Source organism: Mucilaginibacter sp. (assembly GCF_965201005.1).
Lineage (GTDB): Bacteria > Bacteroidota > Bacteroidia > Sphingobacteriales > Sphingobacteriaceae > Mucilaginibacter_A.
In genome coordinates this window covers 1,565,942-1,588,232 of record NZ_OZ241747.1, presented here as the reverse complement: position 1 = coordinate 1,588,232, position 22,291 = coordinate 1,565,942, and the positions used below count along the sequence as shown (strand labels likewise).

Below are 22,291 nucleotides of genomic sequence, written 5' to 3'. Positions count from 1 at the left end.
CATAAAAATTGAACAGCACAAAAATGAGTTTGGTCATCGAAACAAAAGTTGGTTTATTGCAGGTAAAAGTGTTTGCTTCACGTGCAGAAATGGGCGAAGCGGCAGGCAAAGCCGTTTCTGATTGCATCAAAACGTTGTTCGATCAGCAGGAAATTGTACGCATTATTTTTGCCGCGGCACCATCACAAAATGAAGTTTTGGCTTATCTGGCAAAAGACAAAAACATTGACTGGCAGCGCATTGATGTTTTTCACATGGATGAATATATTGGTTTGCCGGAAGCTGCGCCACAACGCTTTTCGTCGTTTTTGGTTGATCGTCTTTTTGCAGAAGTGAAACCGCGCACCATTAATTTAATTGATGATGCAAACGGAATAGAAAGTGCAGTTTTTACGTATTCCGGATTGATTGAGGAAGCCGCAATCGATATCGTTTGTTTGGGTATCGGCGAAAACGGGCACATCGCTTTCAACGATCCGCCGGTGGCTGATTTTGCTGATCCGAAACTTGTCAAACAAGTTATTTTGGATGAGGCGTGCCGGCAGCAACAGGTCAACGATGGCTGTTTCCCCAATTTTAATGCCGTGCCTGAAAGTGCTTTGACCTTAACCATTCCTGCACTCATGTCCGGAAAATATTTGTATTGCACAGTTCCCGGAAAAACCAAAAAACAGGCGGTAAAAGAAGTATTGACCGGAGAAATTACCGCCGCCTGCCCGGCCAGTATTTTGCGCAATCACCAAAACTGTACTTTATTTACCGATACAGATGCTTATACTTTAGGTTGATGGAAATGCAGGTCAAAGGCATACATTATCAAACGCTGCAACCGGTTTTGGTCGAGGTGGAAAATGGCTTCGTCAAAAAGATCCGGATTTTGCAGGAAGAAGCCGAAAACCTTCCTTTTATCGCGCCGGGACTGGTTGATCTGCAGGTAAACGGTTATAACGGCATCGATTTCAACAACAAAAATTTAACGGTAAAAGAAGTAGTCAACATAACGAAGCAGCTGCTTGCCCAGGGCGTAACTACCTATTTCCCAACGGTGATTACCAATAGCCGGGAGCATATTTTAAACGCTTTAAGTATGATAGCGCAGGCTTGTTCTGAATCCGAATTGGTGGATAGTTGCATTGGCGGCATACACCTGGAAGGGCCATTTATTTCTTCGGAAGAAGGACCGCTTGGCGCACACAACCTGCAATATGTTTGTGCGCCGGACTGGGGTTTGTTTCAGGAATTTTATCAGGCATCAGCAGAAAAAATTAAAATAATAACGCTTTCGCCGGAGTGGCCGGAAGCGGTAGCATTTACCAAAAAATGTGTAGCAAAAGGTGTGTTAGTTGCGATTGGCCATACCGCTGCCAACAGCGCACAAATTGCGGCCGTGGTTGATGCCGGTGCAAAAATGTCGACGCATTTGGGCAATGGCAGTCACCAGGTTTTGCCGCGCCATCCTAATTATATCTGGGACCAGCTGGCGGACGAGCGGCTTTCGGCCTGTATCATTGGTGATGGTTTTCATCTACCCAAATCGGTTATCAAAGTAATTGAAAAAGTAAAAGGCGATCAAACCATTTTGGTAAGCGATAGCGTAAGCCTGGCTGGTTTGCCAGCAGGTAATTACGATACACCCGTTGGCGGCCGTGTGGTTTTAACGCCGGAAGGCAAGCTGCACCTGGCCGGAAAACCTGGTGTTTTAGCCGGTTCTGCACAAACATTGCTGCAAGCGGTTACGAATTTATATCGGCAAAAACAGTATAGCCTGGCCGATGCCTGGAAAATGGCATCCGTTAATCCGGCGCGTTTACTCAAAACCCAGGTACAAAATGGCTTGCAGGAAGGTGCTCCGGCAGACCTGGTCTTGTTCCGTCAACATAATGAAAAACTGCATGTGATAACAACTTATAAAAACGGTTCCGGGTTATTTAATGCCGGTCAACATTTAAACTAAATGAGCACAACCGCAACCATTCCCAAGCGCAACAGCAGCACTTCTTTGCTCACCATTGGCGTGATGTTTTTTGTTTTTGGTTTTGTAACCTGGCTCAATTCTATCCTGATTCCGTATTTTAAAATTGCCTGCGAGCTTAACAATCTGCAGTCCTATCTGGTTGCTTTTGCCTTTTACATTGCTTACCTGGTCATGTCGTTGCCGGCCGCTTACCTCCTTGAAAAAACAGGCTTTAAAAAAGGCATGATGATCGGTTTTTTTGTGATGGCTGCCGGCGCAATGCTTTTTGTACCGGCAGCTTTAAGCCGTACTTATTTAATTTTTTTGGCTGGGTTGTTTACGCTCGGCACGGGTTTGGCGATTTTACAAACCGCTGCAAATCCGTATGTTACATTACTTGGCCCGATCGAAAGTGCCGCCCGTCGCATCAGCATAATGGGCATTTGCAATAAAGCAGCAGGCGTAATGGCACCGCTGTTGTTTGCGGCCGTAGTGCTAAAAGTTACCGATAATGATTTGTTCAGGCAACTGCCGCTCATGTCTGCCGGTGCCAAAAACATTGCTTTGGATGAACTGATCCGCCGCGTGGTTTTACCTTACGCAATCCTCAGCCTAATCCTTTTTTGCCTGGGGATATTTGTCCGCTTTTCCAAACTTCCAGAAATTGAGGCTGAACAAGACGAAGCAGAGATTAAGGCAGGTAAAAACAGCATCTTGCAATTTCCGCACTTGATTTTAGGTGCCATTGCCATATTTTTACACGTTGGCTCGCAGGTTATCGCAGTGGATACTGTCATCAATTACGCAGGATCGATGGGCATAACTTTGCCGGAAGCTAAAGTGTTTCCATCTTATATTTTATTTGCTACCATCTGCGGCTATTTAATCGGTATCGTTACCATTCCAAAACTCATTAGTCAGGTCAATGCGTTAAGAACCTGTACGGTTTTAGGTTTAACTTTCAGCTTTTGCCTGATTTTCATGCATGGCAGCGTAAGCGTTTTTGGCCATCACACCGATTTATCAATCTGGTTTTTGGTAGCTTTGGGTTTGCCCAATTCCCTGATTTGGGCAGGTATATGGCCATTAGCTTTGTCCGGTTTGGGCAGATATACCAAAAAAGGTTCTTCATTTTTGATTATGGGTTTATGCGGTAATGCTATTTTACCTTTGTGCTACGGCTATTTGGCCGATCGTTTTACGCTAAAAACCGGTTATTGGGTTTTGGTTCCATGCTATTTTTACCTGGTGTTTTTTGCTGCTTACGGACATAAGATCCGCAGGGGACAAATTTTTTCCAGGCTTTCAACCCTCAAATAAAAAATGAAAAAAACACTGCTCCTTTTCGGCTGCTGCTTACTGTTTTTACAAGTAGTTTTTGCCCAAACAGAAACGAAAAACTTTAAGGTAAAAGGGTATCATATAGATTTACGGCTACAGGTTATCAAAATGCCTGCACTTAAAAATTTTGTTCAAAAACTTAAAAATAACGGCATCAACACTTTGATTATGGAGTGGGAGGCAACTTATCCTTTTCACAAATATCCGCTGATTGCCAACCGATATGCTTATACACAAGATGAAATAAGCTCTTTTATGAAATTTTGCGACAGTTTACACATTGACGTAATCCCGCTGCAGCAAAGTTTCGGCCACGTAGAATATATTTTGAGGAATTTCCGTTTTGCCAATTTACGCGAAGATCAGCGTGATTTTTCTCAGGTCTGCCCATCCGAAGAAGCGGGCGATAAGGCTCTTTTTACCGATCTTTTTTCGGAGTTGGCTAAAACACACAAATCAAAATATTTCCATATCGGCGGCGATGAAACTTACCTACTGGGCCATTGCGAAAAGTGTCAGAAAAAAGTAGCCGAAGAAGGTTTGTCCAAATTATATATCGATCACATCCGGATGCTGTGCGATATCGTGATCAAGCTTGGCAAAATCCCCGTTCTGTGGGCAGATATCGCTTTAAAACATCCTGAAGATATTAAATTGTTGCCAAAAGAAACTGTTTTTATCGATTGGAATTATGGTTGGGATTTAAACCAGTTTGGCAACCTGGACAACCTTTTAAAAAATGGTTACGAAGTTTGGGGTGCGCCGGCAATCCGTTCTGGCCCGGATAATTATTTCTTCTCGGATTGGCAATTGCATTTTAACAATTTGCACAATTTTATTCCTGCCGCCCGGAAATTAGGTTATACGGGCATGGTGCTGACTTCATGGTCAACCACCGGTCTTTTTAATCCGATTTTTAATAGTGGTTTTGATATTATCGAAGATTATCCGCGCGGCCACCGTTATCCGTTTACCGGTTATAATATGTTGCTTGAGGCTTTTTTTGAAAGTGTAAACAAGCCCGTACCGTTAAATATTGCTGCGTTTATTGATAAATATGCGCGGCAAACTTTTGATTTTAACCCGGCGCAGGCAGCATTGATGTGGAAAGCCATTGGTGCCTGCCCGTACGAAGTTCGGCAGGGAAAAGTCATGACTGCCAATCCGCCAACGATCAAACAAATGCTGGACAGCACGATTTGGGCTGCCAAAACTTTACAGCAGTTAAAACCGCTCAAGGGCGCAGAAGAGTTTGCACATTTGCAACTGATGACCGATATCCGGGTACAATATCTGCAATGCTACGAAATAGAATCTATGCTAAATGCCGATACTTTTAACAATGCACAATATCCGGCAATTGCCACAAAATTAGATTCCGTTTTGGCTAAATCACCAGAATTGGACAAGCGTTTTATCGCTTTAAATAAAAATACTTTTTACCTCGCAGAATTACAGGCCGAAAACAAAATCAGGAACGAACATATACAAGTCCTTCACGATCGGGTCGCTAAAATAAGATCAAGCCCAAATAATATAAATGCTTCAAAATGATATTTTAATCCCTGATAAAACTTGCAGTGCCAGGCGGTTGCAACTGCAAAATGTTTTTGATTTTGATGAAGTTGACGAGTTGATAAACCGATCAGAAAAGCAGCATATCAATGAAGTTTGCTGGGGAAAATCGACGATAATTTCAACTGTCGGTTTTGTCGCAGCTTATTGTCCGCAGGCTTTAATTATTAAATTTTATATTGATGAAAGCAGCCATCAAGCCATTTATCAACATCCCAACGATCCGGTTTTTAAAGATAGTTGTGTAGAATTTTTTATTGCTGTTGATGGTTCCGGCAATTATTATAATTTTGAATTCAACAGTTTAAGTACTTGTTTGGCATCCTACGGCAAAAACCGGCACAACCGTGAAAAGCTGGATTTAGCGCAAATCCAAACCATTAAAAGCAAAATAAACTGGATCGAAAAACCGCCTTCTGCCAAAACTTATAGATGGGAAATTACGATTGTTTTAGCACCGGAAATTTTTTGCTTCAATGATATAAAAAACTTTAAACCAGGCAGTTATAAAGTTAATTTTTACAAATGCGGAGATGATTTAGAGCCATTGCATTATTTGGCCTGGAATAAAATAACAAGTCCGGAGCCGGATTTTCATCAACCCAAATACTTCGGTATATTGCAATTGGTATAATCAAATTTTCAGTTTTATTTTTTATTTGATGCTTCTTTTATCGACCTAAATTTTATACCGGTAAAAGAAGCATCGGCAATTGTCGTATCTGAAAAAAAGTATTATAAAAACAGCAAAAAGTAGTACAAAGCACTTGCGCCTGCTTTTATATTTGGATAATCCACATCCTGACAGCTATGTGGAAAAGATGCCTTTGATTTATAATTTTTTTCTAGTTCGGCCTCATGGAAAGCAATAAAACTGAAATTTTAAAAACTGGTTTTGACCGCGATGGATATGTATTTATCCCGGGCTTTTTTTCGACGGAAGAAGTTGCAGCAATTCTCAAAGAGCTTAGGGACTGTATTAAAAATATTGTGCCTTCTATGTCTGCAAAACAGGTTTTTTACGAAGATCAGCAGCATCCGGAAACGCTGAAACAGTTGCAGGATTTACAGTTATACAGTCCGTTTTTTAATGATTTGATGACCGACAGTAGATTGCAAAGGCTGGCCGAAGTTGTTTTAGATGAAAAAGTGATCGGCAGAAACGTAGAATATTTCAACAAGCCGCCCAAAATCGGCAAAGCTACGCCGCCTCACCAGGATGCTTATTATTTCAACCTAAATCCGGCACAGGCAGTTACCATGTGGCTTGCGCTGGAAGATGCCGATGAGGAGAACGGCTGTGTAAGTTATGTAACTGGCTCGCACTTAAAGGGGATGCGCGCGCATGGCCGCACACAAACTTTAGGGTTTTCACAATCAATTTTAGATTTTGGCACAGATGACGACCGGGCAGCTTGCCGTTCATTTCCGGCAAAACCCGGCGATTTACTGATCCATCATTCCATGACCGTTCACGCAGCGGGTGCAAACGCAACCAACCGCTCCCGCAAGGCTTTAGGTTTGATTTATTTCGGAATATCGGCACAGCCCGATCTGGCAGCAAAAGAAGCTTACCTGAAAGCTTTAAACACAACAACCACCTAATTTTACCCCATAAAAACAGCATTTCACATCGAATAAAACCCGTTATCAACCTAAATAAATGTTAGCTACACAAGCCGTTCCTGTAACCAACACTACGCCCAAGCTTTTGTCAAAAGCCTGGCTTACGGTTGGATTGCTTTGTGTGGTCGGCTGTTTAAATTACTTAGACCGAACGATGATCACAACCATGCGCGAGTCGGTTGTAAAAGCCATCCCCATGACGAATGCACAATTCGGGCTGCTTACGTCTGTTTTTTTATGGGTTTACGGCTTTTTAAGCCCGGCCGCTGGTTTTCTGGCAGATCGTTTTAACCGCAGCCGGGTGATTATCAGTAGTCTGCTGGTTTGGTCGATCATCACTTTGGCAACTTCTTATGTAAAAACTTACGAACAACTGTTGATTACCCGCGCTTTAATGGGCATCAGCGAAGCCTGTTATATTCCGGCCGCGCTGGCTTTAATTGTAGATTATCACAAAGGTTCAACCCGTTCTTTGGCCACCGGAATCCATATTGCCGGGATTACTTTAGGCTCCAGTTTAGGTTTTTTGGGCGGATGGATTGCCGAAAACCACAATTGGACAACCGCTTTCGGCTTATTCGGGATCATTGGCGTTTCCTATTCGGTAATACTTTTATTCACACTGCGCGATGCACCAAAAGCAGAACTGAACATCGAAAATTACCCGATAAAAACAGCATCCGTTCAATTTGGCGCAGCTTTAAAAAATATTTTCAGCAGCCGTTCTTACATCCTCACCCTAATTTATTTTGGTTTACTTGGCATTGTCGGCTGGATGATTTTAGGATGGCTACCAACTTATTACAAAGAACATTTTAAAGTTACGCAGGCGGCGGCAGGTTTATATGCCACAGGTTATATCTATCCGGCATCGTTGGTTGGTGTAATTACAGGCGGGTTTTTGGCTGATAAATGGCACAAATCCAACAAAAAAGCCAGGATTTTGCTGCCGGTGATCGGTTTGGTGATTGCTGCGCCTTTTATTTTTATGGCCAGTTATACCAATGTCCTGTTAGTTGCCATTATTTGCTTTATGGTTTTTGTGTTTATGCGGAGTTTTACCGATGCCAATTTAATGCCCGTTTTATGCCTGATTATCGATACGCGTTATTTGGCAACTGCTTACGGCATTTTAAATTTATGCGCCTGCGTAATCGGTGGATTAGGTATTTATGCCGCAGGTTTGCTGCGCGATTCGCAAATCAACCTGAGCGTGGCTTTTCAGTTTGCGGCTTTGATTATGCTGATCAGTGCCGTTTTACTTTATAATGTTAAACCTAAACCGGCAGTTTTTGCCTCGCCAGCCGAATTGTAATGAAAAATAAACTGTTTGTTTTCTGCTGTTTGCTATTGGCCGGGTGCAGTTCGGTCAAGCCTAAATTTAGTGGCATAAAAACAGCATCGATTTATCAGGAAAAACAAAATCGTTCCGTTGCGCAAATTGAGTTTGGGATCCCGGCAATACAACAGTCGGCTTTTCATTATCAACGCAAAAACAGAACTATCTTCAACCTAAAATTTGGCAAACCGCAAATTGTTGCCGTTGCCGATAAACCCGAAGGCTGGGGATATTACCAGTTCCCAACCATTTCTTATCTATCAAACGGTAATCTTCATGCACAATGGAGTATGCACGCGGATGACATCCGTTCTTATGGTACGCCTTCCATCGGTTCAAAAACCGCTGCAGACGGCGGAAAAACATGGCAAACGGCCATGCCGGATTCTTCTCTGATAACCGGATATACATTACCAAACGGTGATCAGTTGCGCGTGGTTGACCCGAAACCGGTTAATCTTGCACTTTTAAAAATGCCGCCGGCAATTGGCAAAACCAACTTTCGGTACCGCAAAACAAATTTTACTTTCTACCGGCTGAAAGATATGCCTTCTGGCGTTAATGGTGTGTATATCAATCGCTTATCCTCAGGTCAAAACAAATGGAAACTCGAACAGGAAACCATTAATGATCCGGCAGCGGTACGTTACAGCTCTAAAGATTTGGTGCCTGTAGTTTGGTGGGGAGATATGCGCACCATGACTGATGGCTCCTTGGTTGCAGGTGTTTATCCGGGATATTATTTAAAAGACAACGGCGAAATAGACAAGCAGATGGGCGTTGTTTTTTACCGGTCCACAGATAACGGGCATTCCTGGAAAATACAAGGCCGCATACCTTTTTTAGCCGATAAAAACTTGGATCCGGTTGCTGCCGACCGGATTGGTTTTTCGGAGCCTGCTTATGATGTTTTAGCGGATGGTAGCCTGATTTGCATCATCCGTTCTGCAGATGGCGATGGCGTAACCAACGGTGTGGGCAACGGCCCTATGTATGCCAGCCGATCAACAGATATGGGCAAAACCTGGACAAAGCCGGAAGTAATCGCAGCCGCGGGCGTGTTGCCAAGATTGCTAAAACTCAAAAATGGTGTTGAGGTATTGTCGTCCGGCAGGCCCGGCGTGCAGTTGCGGTTTTCAAAAAGCGGTTTGCCCGATAGTTGGACGGACGCTTTTGAAATGCTGCCTTACGATAGCAAAAGCATGGAAGTGCAGTACGCGGTTTCCTGCGGTTATACCGGAATGGTTGCCACCGGCGATAATCGTTTTTTGTTGATTTATGCTGATTTTAAATATAAAAATGCGGCAGGCGAAGAGCGGAAAGCCATTAAAATCCGTGAAGTAATTGTTGATCCAACGTAGAATTTATGCCGATGTTTAAAAGATACCTTGCTGTTTTTATCACTGTTTTTTCGGTCTTCCAAGCGGATGCCCAGGTATTGTTCAACCATCATACTTATCAGGATTTTATCAAAGGCAAAGTTTCTGATTCCGGCGGAAACCTGTATGTCTCCAAAAATGGCAAAATCCAGTTTGTAAACCTGTTTGATTTTAATGCAGATGGTTATCCGGAAATAGTTGTAAACAACGATCACAACGGTTATGACACGCCCGACGCTTTAGTTTATCACAACACAGCTTCCGGGCTTCGTTCGCTAACTTTCCCCTTTGCGCAGGACGCAGCAGCTTTCCAAAACTTTGAATACACGTTGGAAAGCCTGAAAAACATTACCCGTTTGCCGGCGGCTGGTGGCGGAAAAGCTGTTGTTGCTGATATCAATCTGGATGGTTATAAAGACTTGGTTTTTGCCAATATTATCCACGGTTCTACGCTCCTCGAAATGCCTTCCTATATTTATTGGGGCGGTGCCGATGGTTTTAACCCTTTGCGGCGGTCGATTTTGCCCGGAGACCGCGCAATTGGTGTAACCGTTGGCGATGTTACCGGCGATGGCTTGCCGGATATCGTTGTGGCCAATGTTGGCCGCGAACACCTATATGGCGAAACGCCGGATTATAGTTACGCTACTTTAGGCAAACGTGCCGGTGATCGCGAAAAAACGTCGTATCTATACAAACAAACAGAGCCGGGTTTTGCAGCAGATGCCAAGATTAACATTCCTACGCAGTTTGCAGTTGATGTGAAAATTGCTGATTTTAAGAATAACGGACAAAAATCGTTGGTATTTTTAGAATTAGGGCAGCCCGGCGGATTGCGCATTATTCCCATGGAAAAGGGTAAAATCGGTAAACCGCAGTTATTGCCGGTTTTAAATATCCGGTTTTCGCCAAGTTGGGGCAAAAGGCTGGCACCGGAATTATTGATTAAAGATTTAAATAACGATGGTTTTGCAGATATTTTCGTTCCCTCGACCGGAAATAAATCTGAAATCTTTTGGAGTAACAAAGGGACATTTTCAGCAAACAACAAAACGGTTTTAGATACGGAAAACGCTTTTGCTGCTGATGCCGCCGATCTTAATAAAGATGGTTTTACAGATCTGGTTGTGGCCAACTTTTATGCTTTTGATGGCAAAGACAACAAATACAGCAAGGACAACTACAACTTTGAAACAAATTCTTACATCTGGTGGGGCAGCAAATCGGGTTTCAGCAATACACAAAAAACAGCTTTGCCTACTTCAGGTGCCATTAATGTAAAACTGGCAGACGTAAACCATACCGGTTTTACCGATATTTTATTTGCACAGCACCGCAACAACCAAACGGTGGATGTGAACAGCTGTATTTACCATAATAAAAACGGTGTTTTTGATAAAGCAGACCGCACGGACCTGCAAAGTTTTGGCGCAGCCGATATTTTGGCAGAAGATTTATCCGGAACCGGCCGCAAAGACGTTATCCTGATCAATGGCTTGAGCGGTACGGCGCGCCACGCCGGTTTGAACGATGGTCCGGGAAATGAAAACGTTACGGCGGCCGGTTTGCCGATGTATATTTACAAAGGCAACGCAGCCGGCAAATATGGAACGGAAAACCTGATCCGAGTACCCGAAGCTTCGCAGGAAACCAATATTGCTTTTGCGGATATGGAAGATAATGGCCATGCCGATCTGGTTTACATGCGCGGCAACGGTTATCGCGTGGCCATCCGTTACAATATTTATAATTATCCGCAGGAAAAAGAAATTACCGAAATCGAAATACCGTTTCGCGGAAACACCGTTAACATGGCCGATTTTAACAAAGACGGAATTCTCGACATTTTGGTTACGCCCATTAGCGGCGGAAAAGGTGCGTTACTGTTTGGTTTAGGCAACCGAAAATATAAAACCGAACTGTTTGATTTTGATCACATGGCTTATTCTGCTGTTGTTGGCGATGTAAATAACGATGGTTTGCTGGATGCGGTTACCTGCGGCTACAGTCAGATTTGTATTTCGCTGGGCAGCAACAGCGGCGGCGGTTTTCATCTGCAAAAACCAATTGTACTTAAATCGCCTGATTTTATAACGCGTGTTTGCCTGGCGGATTTCAACAATGATGGCTGGCTGGATATTTTATCGCACAACTTCCAAAACTTCGACACCAAAGTTTATAATATCGAATCCTGCGTTTTGATCAACAACAAAGGCACTTTTTCCTTCAATAATAAACGCAGTTTCCACACTTTCGGTGCCAACGGCGGCAGTGTGGCGCAGCTTTATGGCGACGGCAAAATGGAATTTATCAACACCAATTATCACGCAGATGAATCACGCCGCATCGCCACATTTATTTTAGGTATTGATAAAGATGGTTTCCCAACCGATGAAGGTAAAATACGCTTGCCCTCTTACTCCGGCGGTGCAGATTTGGTGATGGATTTTAATGGTGATGGCTACCAGGATATTTTGATTTACAACCACACCGGCGCAATGGTTTACGAAGGCGGTCTCAATCCAACGGGCGGTATCCACGGTATTGGTTCGGTAATTTATTGGGGAAATAAAGAAGGTACTTTTAGTTTAAACAGAACCAGCAATGTGCAAAGTTTTGGTCCGCATGATCGTATTGCTGCAGATGCGGGAAGTTTGGGCAGGCGTAATGGTTATGAGGTTTATACTTCGCCGGTTATGGCCAATACAACCTCCGCAGAAAATTTTAAACTAACGGTAACCGGCCGTTTTAACGCCAGGCAGTTTGTATCGGCACAACTTATTTTAGATGATAAAAGAAGCATTCCGCAGCAGCAAACAATTACGGCAACACTTCAATCTCAAACGGAAACAGCGGCAACTTTCAATATAAAAATTCCGCGCAATAAAAGTTTCAAGTACGAATTGAAACTAAACGGCTCTAATACAGGTGCCGGTCCGATCGTTTCCGGCGTGATGATGGAAGTGCAATAAATCGGATGCTGTTTTTATCAACCTAAAATTAAGGTGATAAAAACAGCATCCGATCGATATAAAACCAATTATAAATCTAAATATTATGAACCACCAGTTATCCGAAGAACAAATCCGGTATTACCAAGAAAACGGATTTGTGGTTATTGAAAATTTTCTTTCTGCCGATGAACTGGAACATTGGCGCACAACTGTAACAAATGCCATTAAAGAACGCGCCGGGTTAAAAATGCCTGGTAAAAACATTAAGCTGGGTGAAGATGACGGCATAAACGAGGACGCTGCTTATTACAGTAAAGTGTTTGATCAGATGCTGAACCTGTGGCAAACGGATGCTGGCATGAAAGAACTTATGTGCGATCCGCGCATTGGCGAGATGACGGCCAAGCTGGCCGGTGTGGATGGTATCCGCATCTGGCATGACCAGGCTTTGTTCAAACGACCTTGGGCAAACCCAACGGCGTGGCATTTGGATACTCCTTTTTGGTCTTTCGCAGATCGGAAAGCACTTTCCATCTGGATTGCTTTGGATGATGCCACGCTGGAAAATGGTTGTTTGTATTTTATTCCGGGTTCGTTTAAAGAAACTACTTTTGAAAACAAAGGTATCGGCAAAAATATGGATAGCATTTTCGAAGTGTATCCGCAATTTATAAAGGTAAATGCTGTGGCTGCGCCGATGAAAGCCGGTAGTTGCTCGTTCCACAACGGATTAACAATTCATGGTGCCGGTGCCAACATGACGAGCGGTTACCGCCGCGCCATGACCTGTGCTTATATGCCTGATAACAATGTATTTAATGGCCAGGCTAATATCCTTCCTGATGAATATTTACACACGTTAACTGTTGGCGATGTACTTAATAATAATGTACAGAATCCGCTTATTTACAATCGCTCGGCAGTTGAGGCATCATCATGAAAATTGATTTTTTTTGTCCGCGATGGGGTTTTGAACATATCAATTGGGATGCGTTTTTATCCCGTGTAAAAACAGTAGGTTACGTTGGCGTAGAATGGTTTCCGTACAGTGAAGCAATTGATTTTGCTGAAGTATTGCATCAGTTAAAAGCGTATAATTTACAATTGTGTATCGTGATGACCGTTATCAAGCAAAATTTAACCTTTGATGATTATCTGCAACAATTAAAACAGGATTTGCTGGATTTAAGCCTGCTTAACCCTTTATTTATTACGGCGCAAACCGGTCGGGAATACTTCAGCCCAAAGCAAATTGAACAGTGTTTGGCTTGTTGTGCAGAAGTAAGCCGGGAAACCGGTATCCCGATTTACCAGGAAACGCACCGGAACAAATGGGCTTTTGCAGCACATCAGGTTTATCCGGTTTTGCAGAATAACCCAGATTTTATGCTGACGATGGATGTTTCGCACTGGTTTTGCGTTTCCGAAAGTTACCTGGAAGACCAGCAGGATGCGGTTGATCTGGCTATCCGCAGAACCAAACATCTACATGCACGGATTGGCCATACGCAAAGTTCGCAGGTTGCTGATCCGAAAGCTCCGGAGTATGGGCAGGCTTTACAGGAACACTTAAAAATCTGGGATAAGTACGTGGCTTTGCAACGCGCCAACCATACCGAGGCCGTTACGATTACACCGGAGTTTGGCCCACCTCCTTATTTAACCGTGATGGATAAAAACATACCGGCAGACGAAACACAGTGGCGTTATAACCTGTGGATGAAGGATTTATTAAACGAACGGTATCAGCCACAACAAGCCTGACCGGATGCTTCTTTTAGCATACAAAAATTTAGGTGGTAAAAGAAGCATGGCGTTTTTATCGCTCAAAGCAAAAACGCTTAAAACCAGAATGAGATGAAAAGAAGACGTTTTTTAGCACAAACATCTGCAACGGTTACCAGCCTGGCCGTGATGAATGCGTTGCCTGCAACTGCCCGGAATATATTAAACAACCAGCCGGTAAATGACGGTTTGTACAACTTGTTTAAAAATCCTGCCATGCAATATCGGCCCTTTGTGCGCTGGTGGTGGAATGGCGATAAAGTTGAAAAAACAGAACTGACGCGCGAATTAAAGTTGCTAAAAGAAGCAGGTATCGGCGGTGTGGAAATCAACCCGATCCAGTTTCCCTCGGTAACCGATGACCTGGGTAAACCTTCTTTGCAGTGGCTAAGCCCGGCCTGGATTGATATGCTCGAACATACTTTTACAGAAGCAAAAAAGCTGGGGCTGACATGCGATTTGATTGTAGGTTCCGGCTGGCCGTTCGGTGCCGAATACCTGGAAGGCGAAGAACGCTCGCAGGTAGTGGTTATCGGCACAAAACGGCTGGAAGGGCCAATGGATTATGAAATTTCATTGTTTGATTTGTTTAAAGAAGCCGACCCGAAATTCAGCTCTGCTTTTCCCGGCAGGCAGATGGAAATGTTATCGGTAAAATTAGTGCCTGAGCAGTTAAACAGCCTGGAGGAAGTGGTAGAGTTATCGGACCAGATCAACACCAAAACCATTAAATTTAAAGTACCGCACGGCAAATACATCCTTTATGGTACGGTAAAAATTTTAGGTTCGATGGAAGTGATCAACGGTGCGCCGGGAGCCAACGGGCCGGTTTTAAATCATTATAACGAAGCGGCCGTTAAAAAATATTTGTATCACATGTCTGACACGATACAGCAAAAAATTGGGCCGCTTTCCAACCATATCCGTGCTTTTTTTACCGATAGTTTGGAGATTGAAGGTGCCAACTGGTGTGCCGATATGGCTGCCGAATTTCAAAATCGCCGGGGTTACGACCTGATGCCTTACCTGCCCTTTACCATGTACAAAATCGGCTCGATGGGAAATACCTGGGATTATAAATATGGTGCGGATTTAGGGCCGGATCTGAACGAGACCGTTGAGCGCGTACGGTATGATTTTGACGTGACCAAATCCGAACTGATCCGAGAACGTTTTATCAAAACCTTTACCGACTGGTGCAAAGCCAACAAAGTAAAATCAAGGTCGCAAGCTTATGGCCGCGGTTATTATCCGCTGGAAGGTTCTTTCGACATTGATATCCCGGAATGCGAAACCTGGATCAAATATGGTATCGGCAAAGAACTGAGCGAGGCGGATTACCGTTTGGGCCGAGCATATTCCATGGTGAACAAATATGTTTCATCGGCTGCGCATTTAAAAGGGAAAAGGTTGATCAGCTGCGAAGAACTGACCAATACAGACATGGTTTTCAATGCTACTTTGGAAATTTTGAAAATAGCAGGAGACCAAAGCATGATTTCCGGTGTCACACATCCGGTGTTTCACGGGTTTAATTATTCTCCGCCGGAAGCACCTTTTCCGGGTTGGGTGCGCTATGGTACTTTTTTAAATGAACGCAATACATTCTGGCCGCAGTTCCGGCAGTTTACAGATTATAAAGCCAGATATTCTGCTTTGCTGCAACAGGCGGACATGTTTGCGGATATTGCTGTTTTGCCGCCCGTTGCAGATATGTGGAGCATTTTTGGTGCGCAAAACGAGCCGTTCCCGTCGTTCAGTTACCCAACTTATTTAACGCTGATCTGGGAATCCATCCACCAAAATGGCAATGCCTGCGATTATGTTTCCGATAGTGTGATTGAAGGCTCAGTAATGAAAAACGGGCAGTTGCATTATGGTCCGCGTAAATATCACACCTTGTTTATGGTTGATGTGCAGCGGATGCAGCCAGCAACTTTGGAGAAATTATATGCCTTTGCTTCGTCCGGCGGCCGTATTTTTTGTATCGAAAACGAACCTGAAAAATCCTTGGGCAAAAATAACCGGCAACAAAACAATCAGCAAGTACAGAACTGGATAACGAGGCTGAAAGCTTTGCCAAAAAACTTTATTTTGCTGCCCAAACCCGAAAGCAATGTTTTAGAGTGGTACCAAAACTTACAGCAGAAATATGGCCTAACACCTTATGTAAAAATTGATAGCCCAAACAGTTTTGTAACACAGGTGAGATATCAAACTGCCGGAACAGAAATATTGTTGTTCATCAATTCTGACGCGCAAACGGCCCATCCCATAAAAATAGCGGTAAACAAAGCATTGTATGCGGGCAAACAGGCCTGGATTTGGGAGGCAGACACGGGCAACCGATATAAATTAGACAGCCATAACGGAATGATCGAACTGAACCTCGGCCCTGCAGATTCGCGTTTGGTTGTTTTTGATCAGCATGAAAATGGTTCGCCATGGCTGCCGAATGCCGTTGCCGGAACGCAAACTGTAACGCCCGCAAACTGGACAATCGAATTTAAGCATATCGACGGAACAATAAAAAGAGCCGCTTTGGTTGAGTTGAAAGATTTAAAAGATTTACCTGATTTTGTAAATATGGCTGGCCATGCGGTTTATCGCACTCAGTTTAATGTTACCGATGCCGGAAAGGTAAAATACGTCAATTTGGGTCAGGTTTACGGTTTATCAGAAGTTAGTATTAACGGCGTATCAATGGGCACAAAATGGTACGGCCGAAGAATTTACCCGGTAAAAGAAGCATTGAAAACCGGCTTGAACACCATTGAAATTAAGGTAACTACTTCCATGGGAAACTATATGAAAACCTTGGTGGATAACCCGATCGCTCAAAAATGGACCAACAATCCGCGGCGGCCGCAACCGGTACAATCGATGGGTTTGGTTGGGCCCGTTACACTTTATTAACCGATAAAAACAGCATCATGAAACTGATCAAATACTTTTTAATTACCTGCTTATGTTTGCAATCGCCCCAAATTTTTGCTAAAGATTATTTGGCCACGCTTTTTGGTATACATTCGGACGGGATCGGGATGAACACCAAAACCATCCAGTTTGCCATTGATTACATCAGCAAAAATGGTGGCGGTCGGCTGGTTTTTCATGTGGGGAGATATTTAACGGGTTCGATTTACCTCAAATCGAACGTAACCATTCAGTTGGAAGAAGGCGCTGTATTGCTTGGTTCCTTAAACCCTTTTGATTATGATCAGCACGAATTAACAGCACTTATATTTGCCATCGATCAGCAAAATATCGGTATTACAGGTAAAGGGATGATCGACGGGCAGGGAAAAGCAGTTGCCCGAAACGTGATCGATATGATCGACAAAGGTTTGATCAAAGATAAATTCCGCAGCGGAAGGCCGGAAGTGGAAACCCGCGCCATGAACATTAGTTTTTTGCGCTGCCGGGATATTTTGATCAAAGGCATCACCCTGAAAAATTCGGCCAGTTGGAACCAGACGTATGATCTGTGCAAAAACCTGAAAATGGACAGCATTTATGTGGACAATAAAGATTACTGGAACGAAGATGGCGTGGATTTGGTTGATTGTGAGGATGTTAGCGTTACCAATTCTTTTTTTGACGCTGCCGATGATTGCATCTGCCTGAAATCCCATCATGCAAATGCTTCTTGCAAAAATATTTTGATCCAGAACAATACCGTCCGCAGCAGCGCAAACGGGATTAAGTTCGGCACGGTTTCGCGCGGCGGTTTTAGTGACATCCGCATCATCAACAACAAAGTTTACGATACTTACCGTTCTGCTTTGGCTTTGGAAGCTGTAGATGGCGGTTTTATCGAAAATATTTTGGTGGACGGACTGCAATCTTACAATACCGGCAACGTGATATTTTTGCGTACGGGCGAGCGTTTTGCCAAAGGAAGCCGGTTTGAGAATGTAACGATCAAAAACGTTTATGCAGAGATACCGGCCGGGAAACCGGATGCCGGGTATGAATATGAAGGACCGATAGAAGATATGCCGCGCAACGTTTCACCGGGGATTATCATCACCGGCGTGCCAAACCTGATCATCAAAAACGTACAACTATCCAATATTGAAATTAAACATCCCGGAGGCGGAAACCGTTTTTTTGCTGATGTTCCTTTGGATAAATTGAACTCAATACCCGAGAAATCAAATAAATATCCTGATTTCTCGATGTTTAAAGAGTTGCCTGCCTGGGGGATTTATGTTCGGCACGCAACAGGGTTGGTTTTCAGCAATATTAAGATGAGTTCCGAAAAAAAAGACTACCGCTTACCCGTTGTGCTGGATGATGTACACGATGCAAAATTTATCAACATAAAATTTAACGGGATGGACAAGAAGCAGGATGTTTTCCAGCATAATTCTTCCGGAGTTACTTTTAAATAAATTTCTGTTTAAGTTAATTTCAAAGTTTCAGGTGCTTCTTTTATCACCTAAATTTTGGTGGCTTTACAGACGATCATCTGCAACAATTGCAAACCCCAAATTTTATGGCATAAAAGAAGCATTACAGAATTTTGGACTGAATTTAACAGTCTTTAAATGAGGACTTTACATTGTATATCATTTGTTTATTTTTTTGGCAACCCATTACGCGCTTATTTTATATCCGCGCTAAATTCGTTGCTCGTCCTGTTTCCGGGTGTAACGATAATGTATCTTAAAGTTAGCGGACGGCCACCTGTAAAAGGCGTAATTATCGGGCCGGAATATAACTCGCCAGTATTGTCTGCTTTGTGCCCATCGATTGTGTAATATATTTTACTTCCTGCCACAAGCGGAGTAAGCGTTATCTTTTTTCTTCCTGTTTGCGCAGCGTTTTCGATTACGACATCAGCTTCCGGAACCCGGTAATTGATGCCGGATTTTTCCAGATTAAGCAAAACCTTTGGCAGACGCTTTTTACTAAAATCATCAAAATTTTTGTTTTCGGGCCTCGTCCATCCAACTTCGGCCACAGCCACCAGTCTTGGAAAAACCATATATTCTACTTTTTTATTTGTCGGGATATATTCCGTCCATAGGTTTGCCTGTACACCAAGAATGTATTTTTGCTGCTCTGGTGTTAACACTTCCGGTACGGGGTGATAGTTATACACGGTATTTAAGGGCAAAAATCCCCCGATTGATAAAGGTTCTGTTTTGTTGTCTTTTGCCTGCGCTTTGTCAATGTACATATAAGGTCCGGGAGTCATGATGACATGATGGCTTTCTTTTGCAGCCTGAATGCCGCCTTGTTCGCCGCGCCAGCTCATTACCGTGGCGTTTGGTGCCAATCCGCCTTCCAGTATTTCATCCCAGCCAATTAAATTACGCCCGTTCTGGTTTAAAAATTTTTCGATTTTATTGATGAACCAGCTTTGCAGCGCATCCTCATCCTTTAAATGGTTATCGGCAATAATTTTTTGCGCTAACGCGGAAGTTTTCCATTCATCTTTTGGCACTTCATCGCCTCCGATATGAATGTATTTACTTGGGAAAATAGCCATAACTTCCTTTAATACATTTTCCAAAAATTCAAAAGTAGGTGCACCCGGATTGTAAATCGTATGGAGCACTCCCCAATAACCCGCTACATGGTAAGGGCCGCTTCCATTGCCCAGTTCCGGATAAGCGGCCAGTACCGCCGTGCAATGGCCGGGCATCTCAATTTCGGGTATCACTACAATATTTCTTTCCGCAGCGTATTTTACAATGTCCCGTGCCTGGTCTTGCGTATAAAAGCCGCCGGTTTTTTTGCCATCGTATATAAATGGCTTAAAATCGTTGTAGCCGCCAATGATGCTCGAATCGCGCCAGGCACTGATTGTTGTTAATTTTGGATATTTTTTGATCTCTAAACGCCAGCCCTGATCGTCTGTCAAATGCCAGTGGAACCTGTTTAGTTTGAGATATGCCATTACATCCAGGATCTTTTTAAGCTCATCTACCTCGAAAAAATGACGGCTCACGTCAAGCATCAACCCGCGGTAAGCAAAATTTGGCTGGTCGCGGATGGTCATTGCCGGAACCGTAAGATGGTTTTTGGTACCATCGATCAATTGCAACAAAGATTGTACGCCATAAAAAACGCCGCTGCGTTCCCCCGAAATATTTATACCGTTGTTGGTGATTTTAAGCTGATAACTTTCCGGCAAAAACTTCGATGTGGGCGAAGTATCCAAAACAATAGCCCCGGGTGTTGTATTGTTGCCCACTTTTAACATGAAACCGTACTTTTTATTCAGAAAATAATTGAACAGTCCGGCTACTTTTTTGGCATCGTTGCTTTTTGCTATAATTTTTGTGTTTTTATTGATGGTAAATGCACCTGTACCTTTTTCTGCAAAAGCAGGTTTAGGGATAATAGATACATCGTTGGCAAGCTGGGCATTTGCCATACTTCCAAAAAAGACTAATAAAACAAGCGGGAGAAAATTTTTCATAAGTATGGATTATAATTTATTTGATCTGGTTATGTCGTTTTTTGTTTGATCCAATGTGATGCTTCTTTTATCGACATAAAATTGGACACTTGTTTTTTGCCTGTAAAAGAAGTATGGCCGGACACCAATTTTTGTATGGTAAAAGAAGCATCGGCAGTATTAGGCAAAATTAAATATATGCGTAAGTTTATCATTTTTTATTGTTGATGGCAAATATCTTTAGCAGACAGCTTTTTAAAAATCAAGGCTGTTTATACAATCCAAATGTGGAGATGGTAGGGTTTAGCCTTGCCGATTCAATTTTTAACCTCACCTGATTGGTTGTTACCGCAGGAAAACGCAACAAGCGTTTGTAGCCGATAGTTGTGCCTGCTGCCGCTTCCTTCCATTGCTTATCGCTCCAGTATTCCAGTACAAATTTTTCTACACGCTGGCCAATGCTGATGTTTTCCTGCAAAAGCAATACATCAAAAGTTTCCGGACTTTTTAATTTGAAGGTGATGACGGACGAGGTATCTTTATTTTTAGTGATGAAATAAGTTTGGTAATCATCATCTAAAACCGACTTTAGATTCAGGCCGTTAGCACAGGAAACTTCAGCCCCTTTGGCCAGGTTAACGGCAAAGGTTTCATCGCGAAGCCTTTTCCAGCCCTGCAAACTTTCGATATCGCTTTTGTTGATCAAACCATCTTTATCCGGCGGGATATTCAACAGCAAAACACTGTTTTTACCGACAGAATTATAGTAAATATCAAGCAGTTTTTCGGGCGATTTTACCTTGTCGTTTTCTTCGGGATGATAAAACCAGCCCGGCCGGATGGAAACGTCCGTTTCTGCAGGATACCAAACCAAAGCTTTGGCATTTTTTATTTTATCGCGGCCGCCTAAATCATTTCCCCGCATATCGCCTTGCGGTTTAAAGCTTACCTCCTGCTGCGAATTTCCGGTTATCGCAGCTGCGTCTAAATTATTTGCCGGCACCACACTCCATTCTGTATCCCGGCCATAACCGGTTTCTGTGCCTACCCAACGCACGTCCGGCCCCATTATCGCGATAGTTGCCGTTGGCTGCAGTTTGCGGATGAGCTTGTACCAACGGTCAAAATCATATACCTGCTTTTTACCATTTGGCCCTTCGCCGTTGGCACCGTCAAACCATACTTCGTCAATGCGGCCGTATTGTGTCAGCAGTTCCGTTAGCTGATCTGCAAAAAAACCGTTGTAAGCATCCGTACCGTACAAGGCCGAATTTCTGTCCCAAGGGGAAAGATAGATGCCAAAACCCATTTTGTATTCTTTGCAGGCTTCAGCAACTTCTTTAACCACATCGCCGTTCCCGTTTTTCCAGGGACTGCTTTTTACAGAATGTGGAGTGGTTTTAGTTGGCCACAAACAAAAGCCATCATGGTGTTTTGCAGTGAGGATCACCTGTTTAAAACCAGCTTCTTTAGCCGTGCGCACCCATTGCCGGGCATCCAATTCAACGGGGTTAAATACTTTTGGGTCTTCTTTTCCCGTCCCCCATTCATTGCCGGTAAAAGTGTTTGGCCCGAAATGAAAAAAAGCGGTAAGCTCCAATTCTTGCCAGCGCAATTGCCGGGGCGAAGGCGTAAGGGTTGCGGCTTTGTAAATTATATCTGCAAGTTTGTCTGTAGGTTTTATAATGACGAAGTTGTTCTTTTCTTTTAAAACCTGCGCTTTTGCAATTGAAAAACCAAACAAGAGAAAGAGGCAAATTGGGATAGGAATAATACAGCTTTTTGATTTCATAGCAGCTTAAATAAATCGGTATTTATGGGATGAGGAACAGGTTTGAACCGTGTGTTTAATCTTATTGATATTGGATGCTTCTTTTATCACCTAAAAAACATTACCTTTTTATCTTTTTGTAGAGATCAAAA

The 22,291-nt window shown here is 43.2% G+C and carries 16 protein-coding genes; 13 read left to right on the top strand and 3 right to left on the bottom strand.

Annotated features, from left to right (window positions below; translation table 11 throughout):
* Nucleotides 1-8: 8 nt before the first annotated feature.
* The 13 genes from ACOFKR_RS07325 (at nt 9) to ACOFKR_RS07265 (ending at nt 18,350) form a co-directional block, all read left to right on the top strand.
* A complete protein-coding gene (locus ACOFKR_RS07325) occupies nt 9-788 on the top strand; it encodes a 6-phosphogluconolactonase (protein ID WP_419803367.1) in 780 nt (259 codons plus the stop codon).
* The gene (locus ACOFKR_RS07320) at nt 788-1,954 is read left to right on the top strand and encodes an N-acetylglucosamine-6-phosphate deacetylase (RefSeq protein ID WP_419803366.1); all 1,167 of its coding nucleotides are present in this window, start codon (nt 788-790) and stop codon (nt 1,952-1,954) included. The genes ACOFKR_RS07325 and ACOFKR_RS07320 overlap by 1 nt, the downstream gene beginning before the upstream one ends.
* Entirely contained in the window at nt 1,955-3,274 is a 1,320-nt protein-coding gene (locus tag ACOFKR_RS07315) for a sugar MFS transporter (RefSeq protein WP_419803365.1), read from the top strand. It abuts the gene before it with no gap.
* A 3-nt stretch (nt 3,275-3,277) separates the two neighbouring features.
* Nucleotides 3,278-4,849 (top strand): beta-N-acetylhexosaminidase, encoded by a 1,572-nt coding sequence (locus ACOFKR_RS07310; protein ID WP_419803364.1) that lies wholly within the window; start codon nt 3,278-3,280, stop codon nt 4,847-4,849.
* Nucleotides 4,836-5,504 carry a carbohydrate-binding family 9-like protein gene (locus tag ACOFKR_RS07305; RefSeq protein WP_419803363.1) on the top strand — a complete coding sequence of 223 codons (669 nt, stop codon included), beginning with the start codon at nt 4,836-4,838 and terminating at the stop codon, nt 5,502-5,504. Before ACOFKR_RS07310 ends, ACOFKR_RS07305 begins: the two co-directional genes overlap by 14 nt.
* Before the next feature lie 224 nt (nt 5,505-5,728).
* Entirely contained in the window at nt 5,729-6,475 is a 747-nt protein-coding gene (locus ACOFKR_RS07300; protein ID WP_419803362.1) for a phytanoyl-CoA dioxygenase family protein, read from the top strand.
* 58 nt (nt 6,476-6,533) lie between these two features.
* Nucleotides 6,534-7,811 carry an MFS transporter gene (locus tag ACOFKR_RS07295; protein WP_419803361.1) on the top strand — a complete coding sequence of 426 codons (1,278 nt, stop codon included), beginning with the start codon at nt 6,534-6,536 and terminating at the stop codon, nt 7,809-7,811.
* On the top strand, nt 7,811-9,196 hold the full coding sequence (locus tag ACOFKR_RS07290) for a sialidase family protein (RefSeq protein ID WP_419803360.1): 1,386 nt from the start codon (nt 7,811-7,813) through the stop codon (nt 9,194-9,196). The genes ACOFKR_RS07295 and ACOFKR_RS07290 overlap by 1 nt, the downstream gene beginning before the upstream one ends.
* Nucleotides 9,197-9,207: 11 nt before the next feature.
* Nucleotides 9,208-12,186 (top strand): FG-GAP repeat domain-containing protein, encoded by a 2,979-nt coding sequence (locus ACOFKR_RS07285; protein WP_419803359.1) that lies wholly within the window; start codon nt 9,208-9,210, stop codon nt 12,184-12,186.
* Between the two features lie 85 nt (nt 12,187-12,271).
* Nucleotides 12,272-13,108: a phytanoyl-CoA dioxygenase family protein gene (locus tag ACOFKR_RS07280; RefSeq protein ID WP_419803358.1), complete on the top strand. Its 837-nt coding sequence runs from the start codon at nt 12,272-12,274 to the stop codon at nt 13,106-13,108.
* Nucleotides 13,105-13,932, top strand: coding sequence for a sugar phosphate isomerase/epimerase family protein (locus ACOFKR_RS07275; protein WP_419803357.1), 828 nt, complete (start codon nt 13,105-13,107; stop codon nt 13,930-13,932). The genes ACOFKR_RS07280 and ACOFKR_RS07275 overlap by 4 nt, the downstream gene beginning before the upstream one ends.
* A 93-nt stretch (nt 13,933-14,025) precedes the next feature.
* A complete protein-coding gene (locus tag ACOFKR_RS07270) occupies nt 14,026-16,869 on the top strand; it encodes a glycosyl hydrolase (protein ID WP_419803356.1) in 2,844 nt (947 codons plus the stop codon).
* Nucleotides 16,797-18,350 (top strand): glycoside hydrolase family 28 protein, encoded by a 1,554-nt coding sequence (locus tag ACOFKR_RS07265; protein WP_419803355.1) that lies wholly within the window; start codon nt 16,797-16,799, stop codon nt 18,348-18,350. The genes ACOFKR_RS07270 and ACOFKR_RS07265 overlap by 73 nt, the downstream gene beginning before the upstream one ends.
* Nucleotides 18,351-18,562: 212 nt before the next feature.
* Here ACOFKR_RS07265 and ACOFKR_RS07260 read toward each other — a convergent pair whose 3' ends face one another.
* Genes ACOFKR_RS07260 through ACOFKR_RS07250 form a run of 3 tightly spaced genes read right to left on the bottom strand, consistent with a single transcriptional unit; the run spans nt 18,563 to nt 22,160 of the window.
* Entirely contained in the window at nt 18,563-20,389 is a 1,827-nt protein-coding gene (locus ACOFKR_RS07260; RefSeq protein WP_419803354.1) for a beta-N-acetylhexosaminidase, read from the bottom strand.
* 29 nt (nt 20,390-20,418) lie between these two features.
* A complete protein-coding gene (locus tag ACOFKR_RS07255) occupies nt 20,419-20,583 on the bottom strand; it encodes a hypothetical protein (protein WP_419803353.1) in 165 nt (54 codons plus the stop codon).
* Nucleotides 20,584-20,630: 47 nt separating this feature from the next.
* Entirely contained in the window at nt 20,631-22,160 is a 1,530-nt protein-coding gene (locus ACOFKR_RS07250; RefSeq protein WP_419803352.1) for an alpha-L-fucosidase, read from the bottom strand.
* Nucleotides 22,161-22,291: the final 131 nt, after the last annotated feature.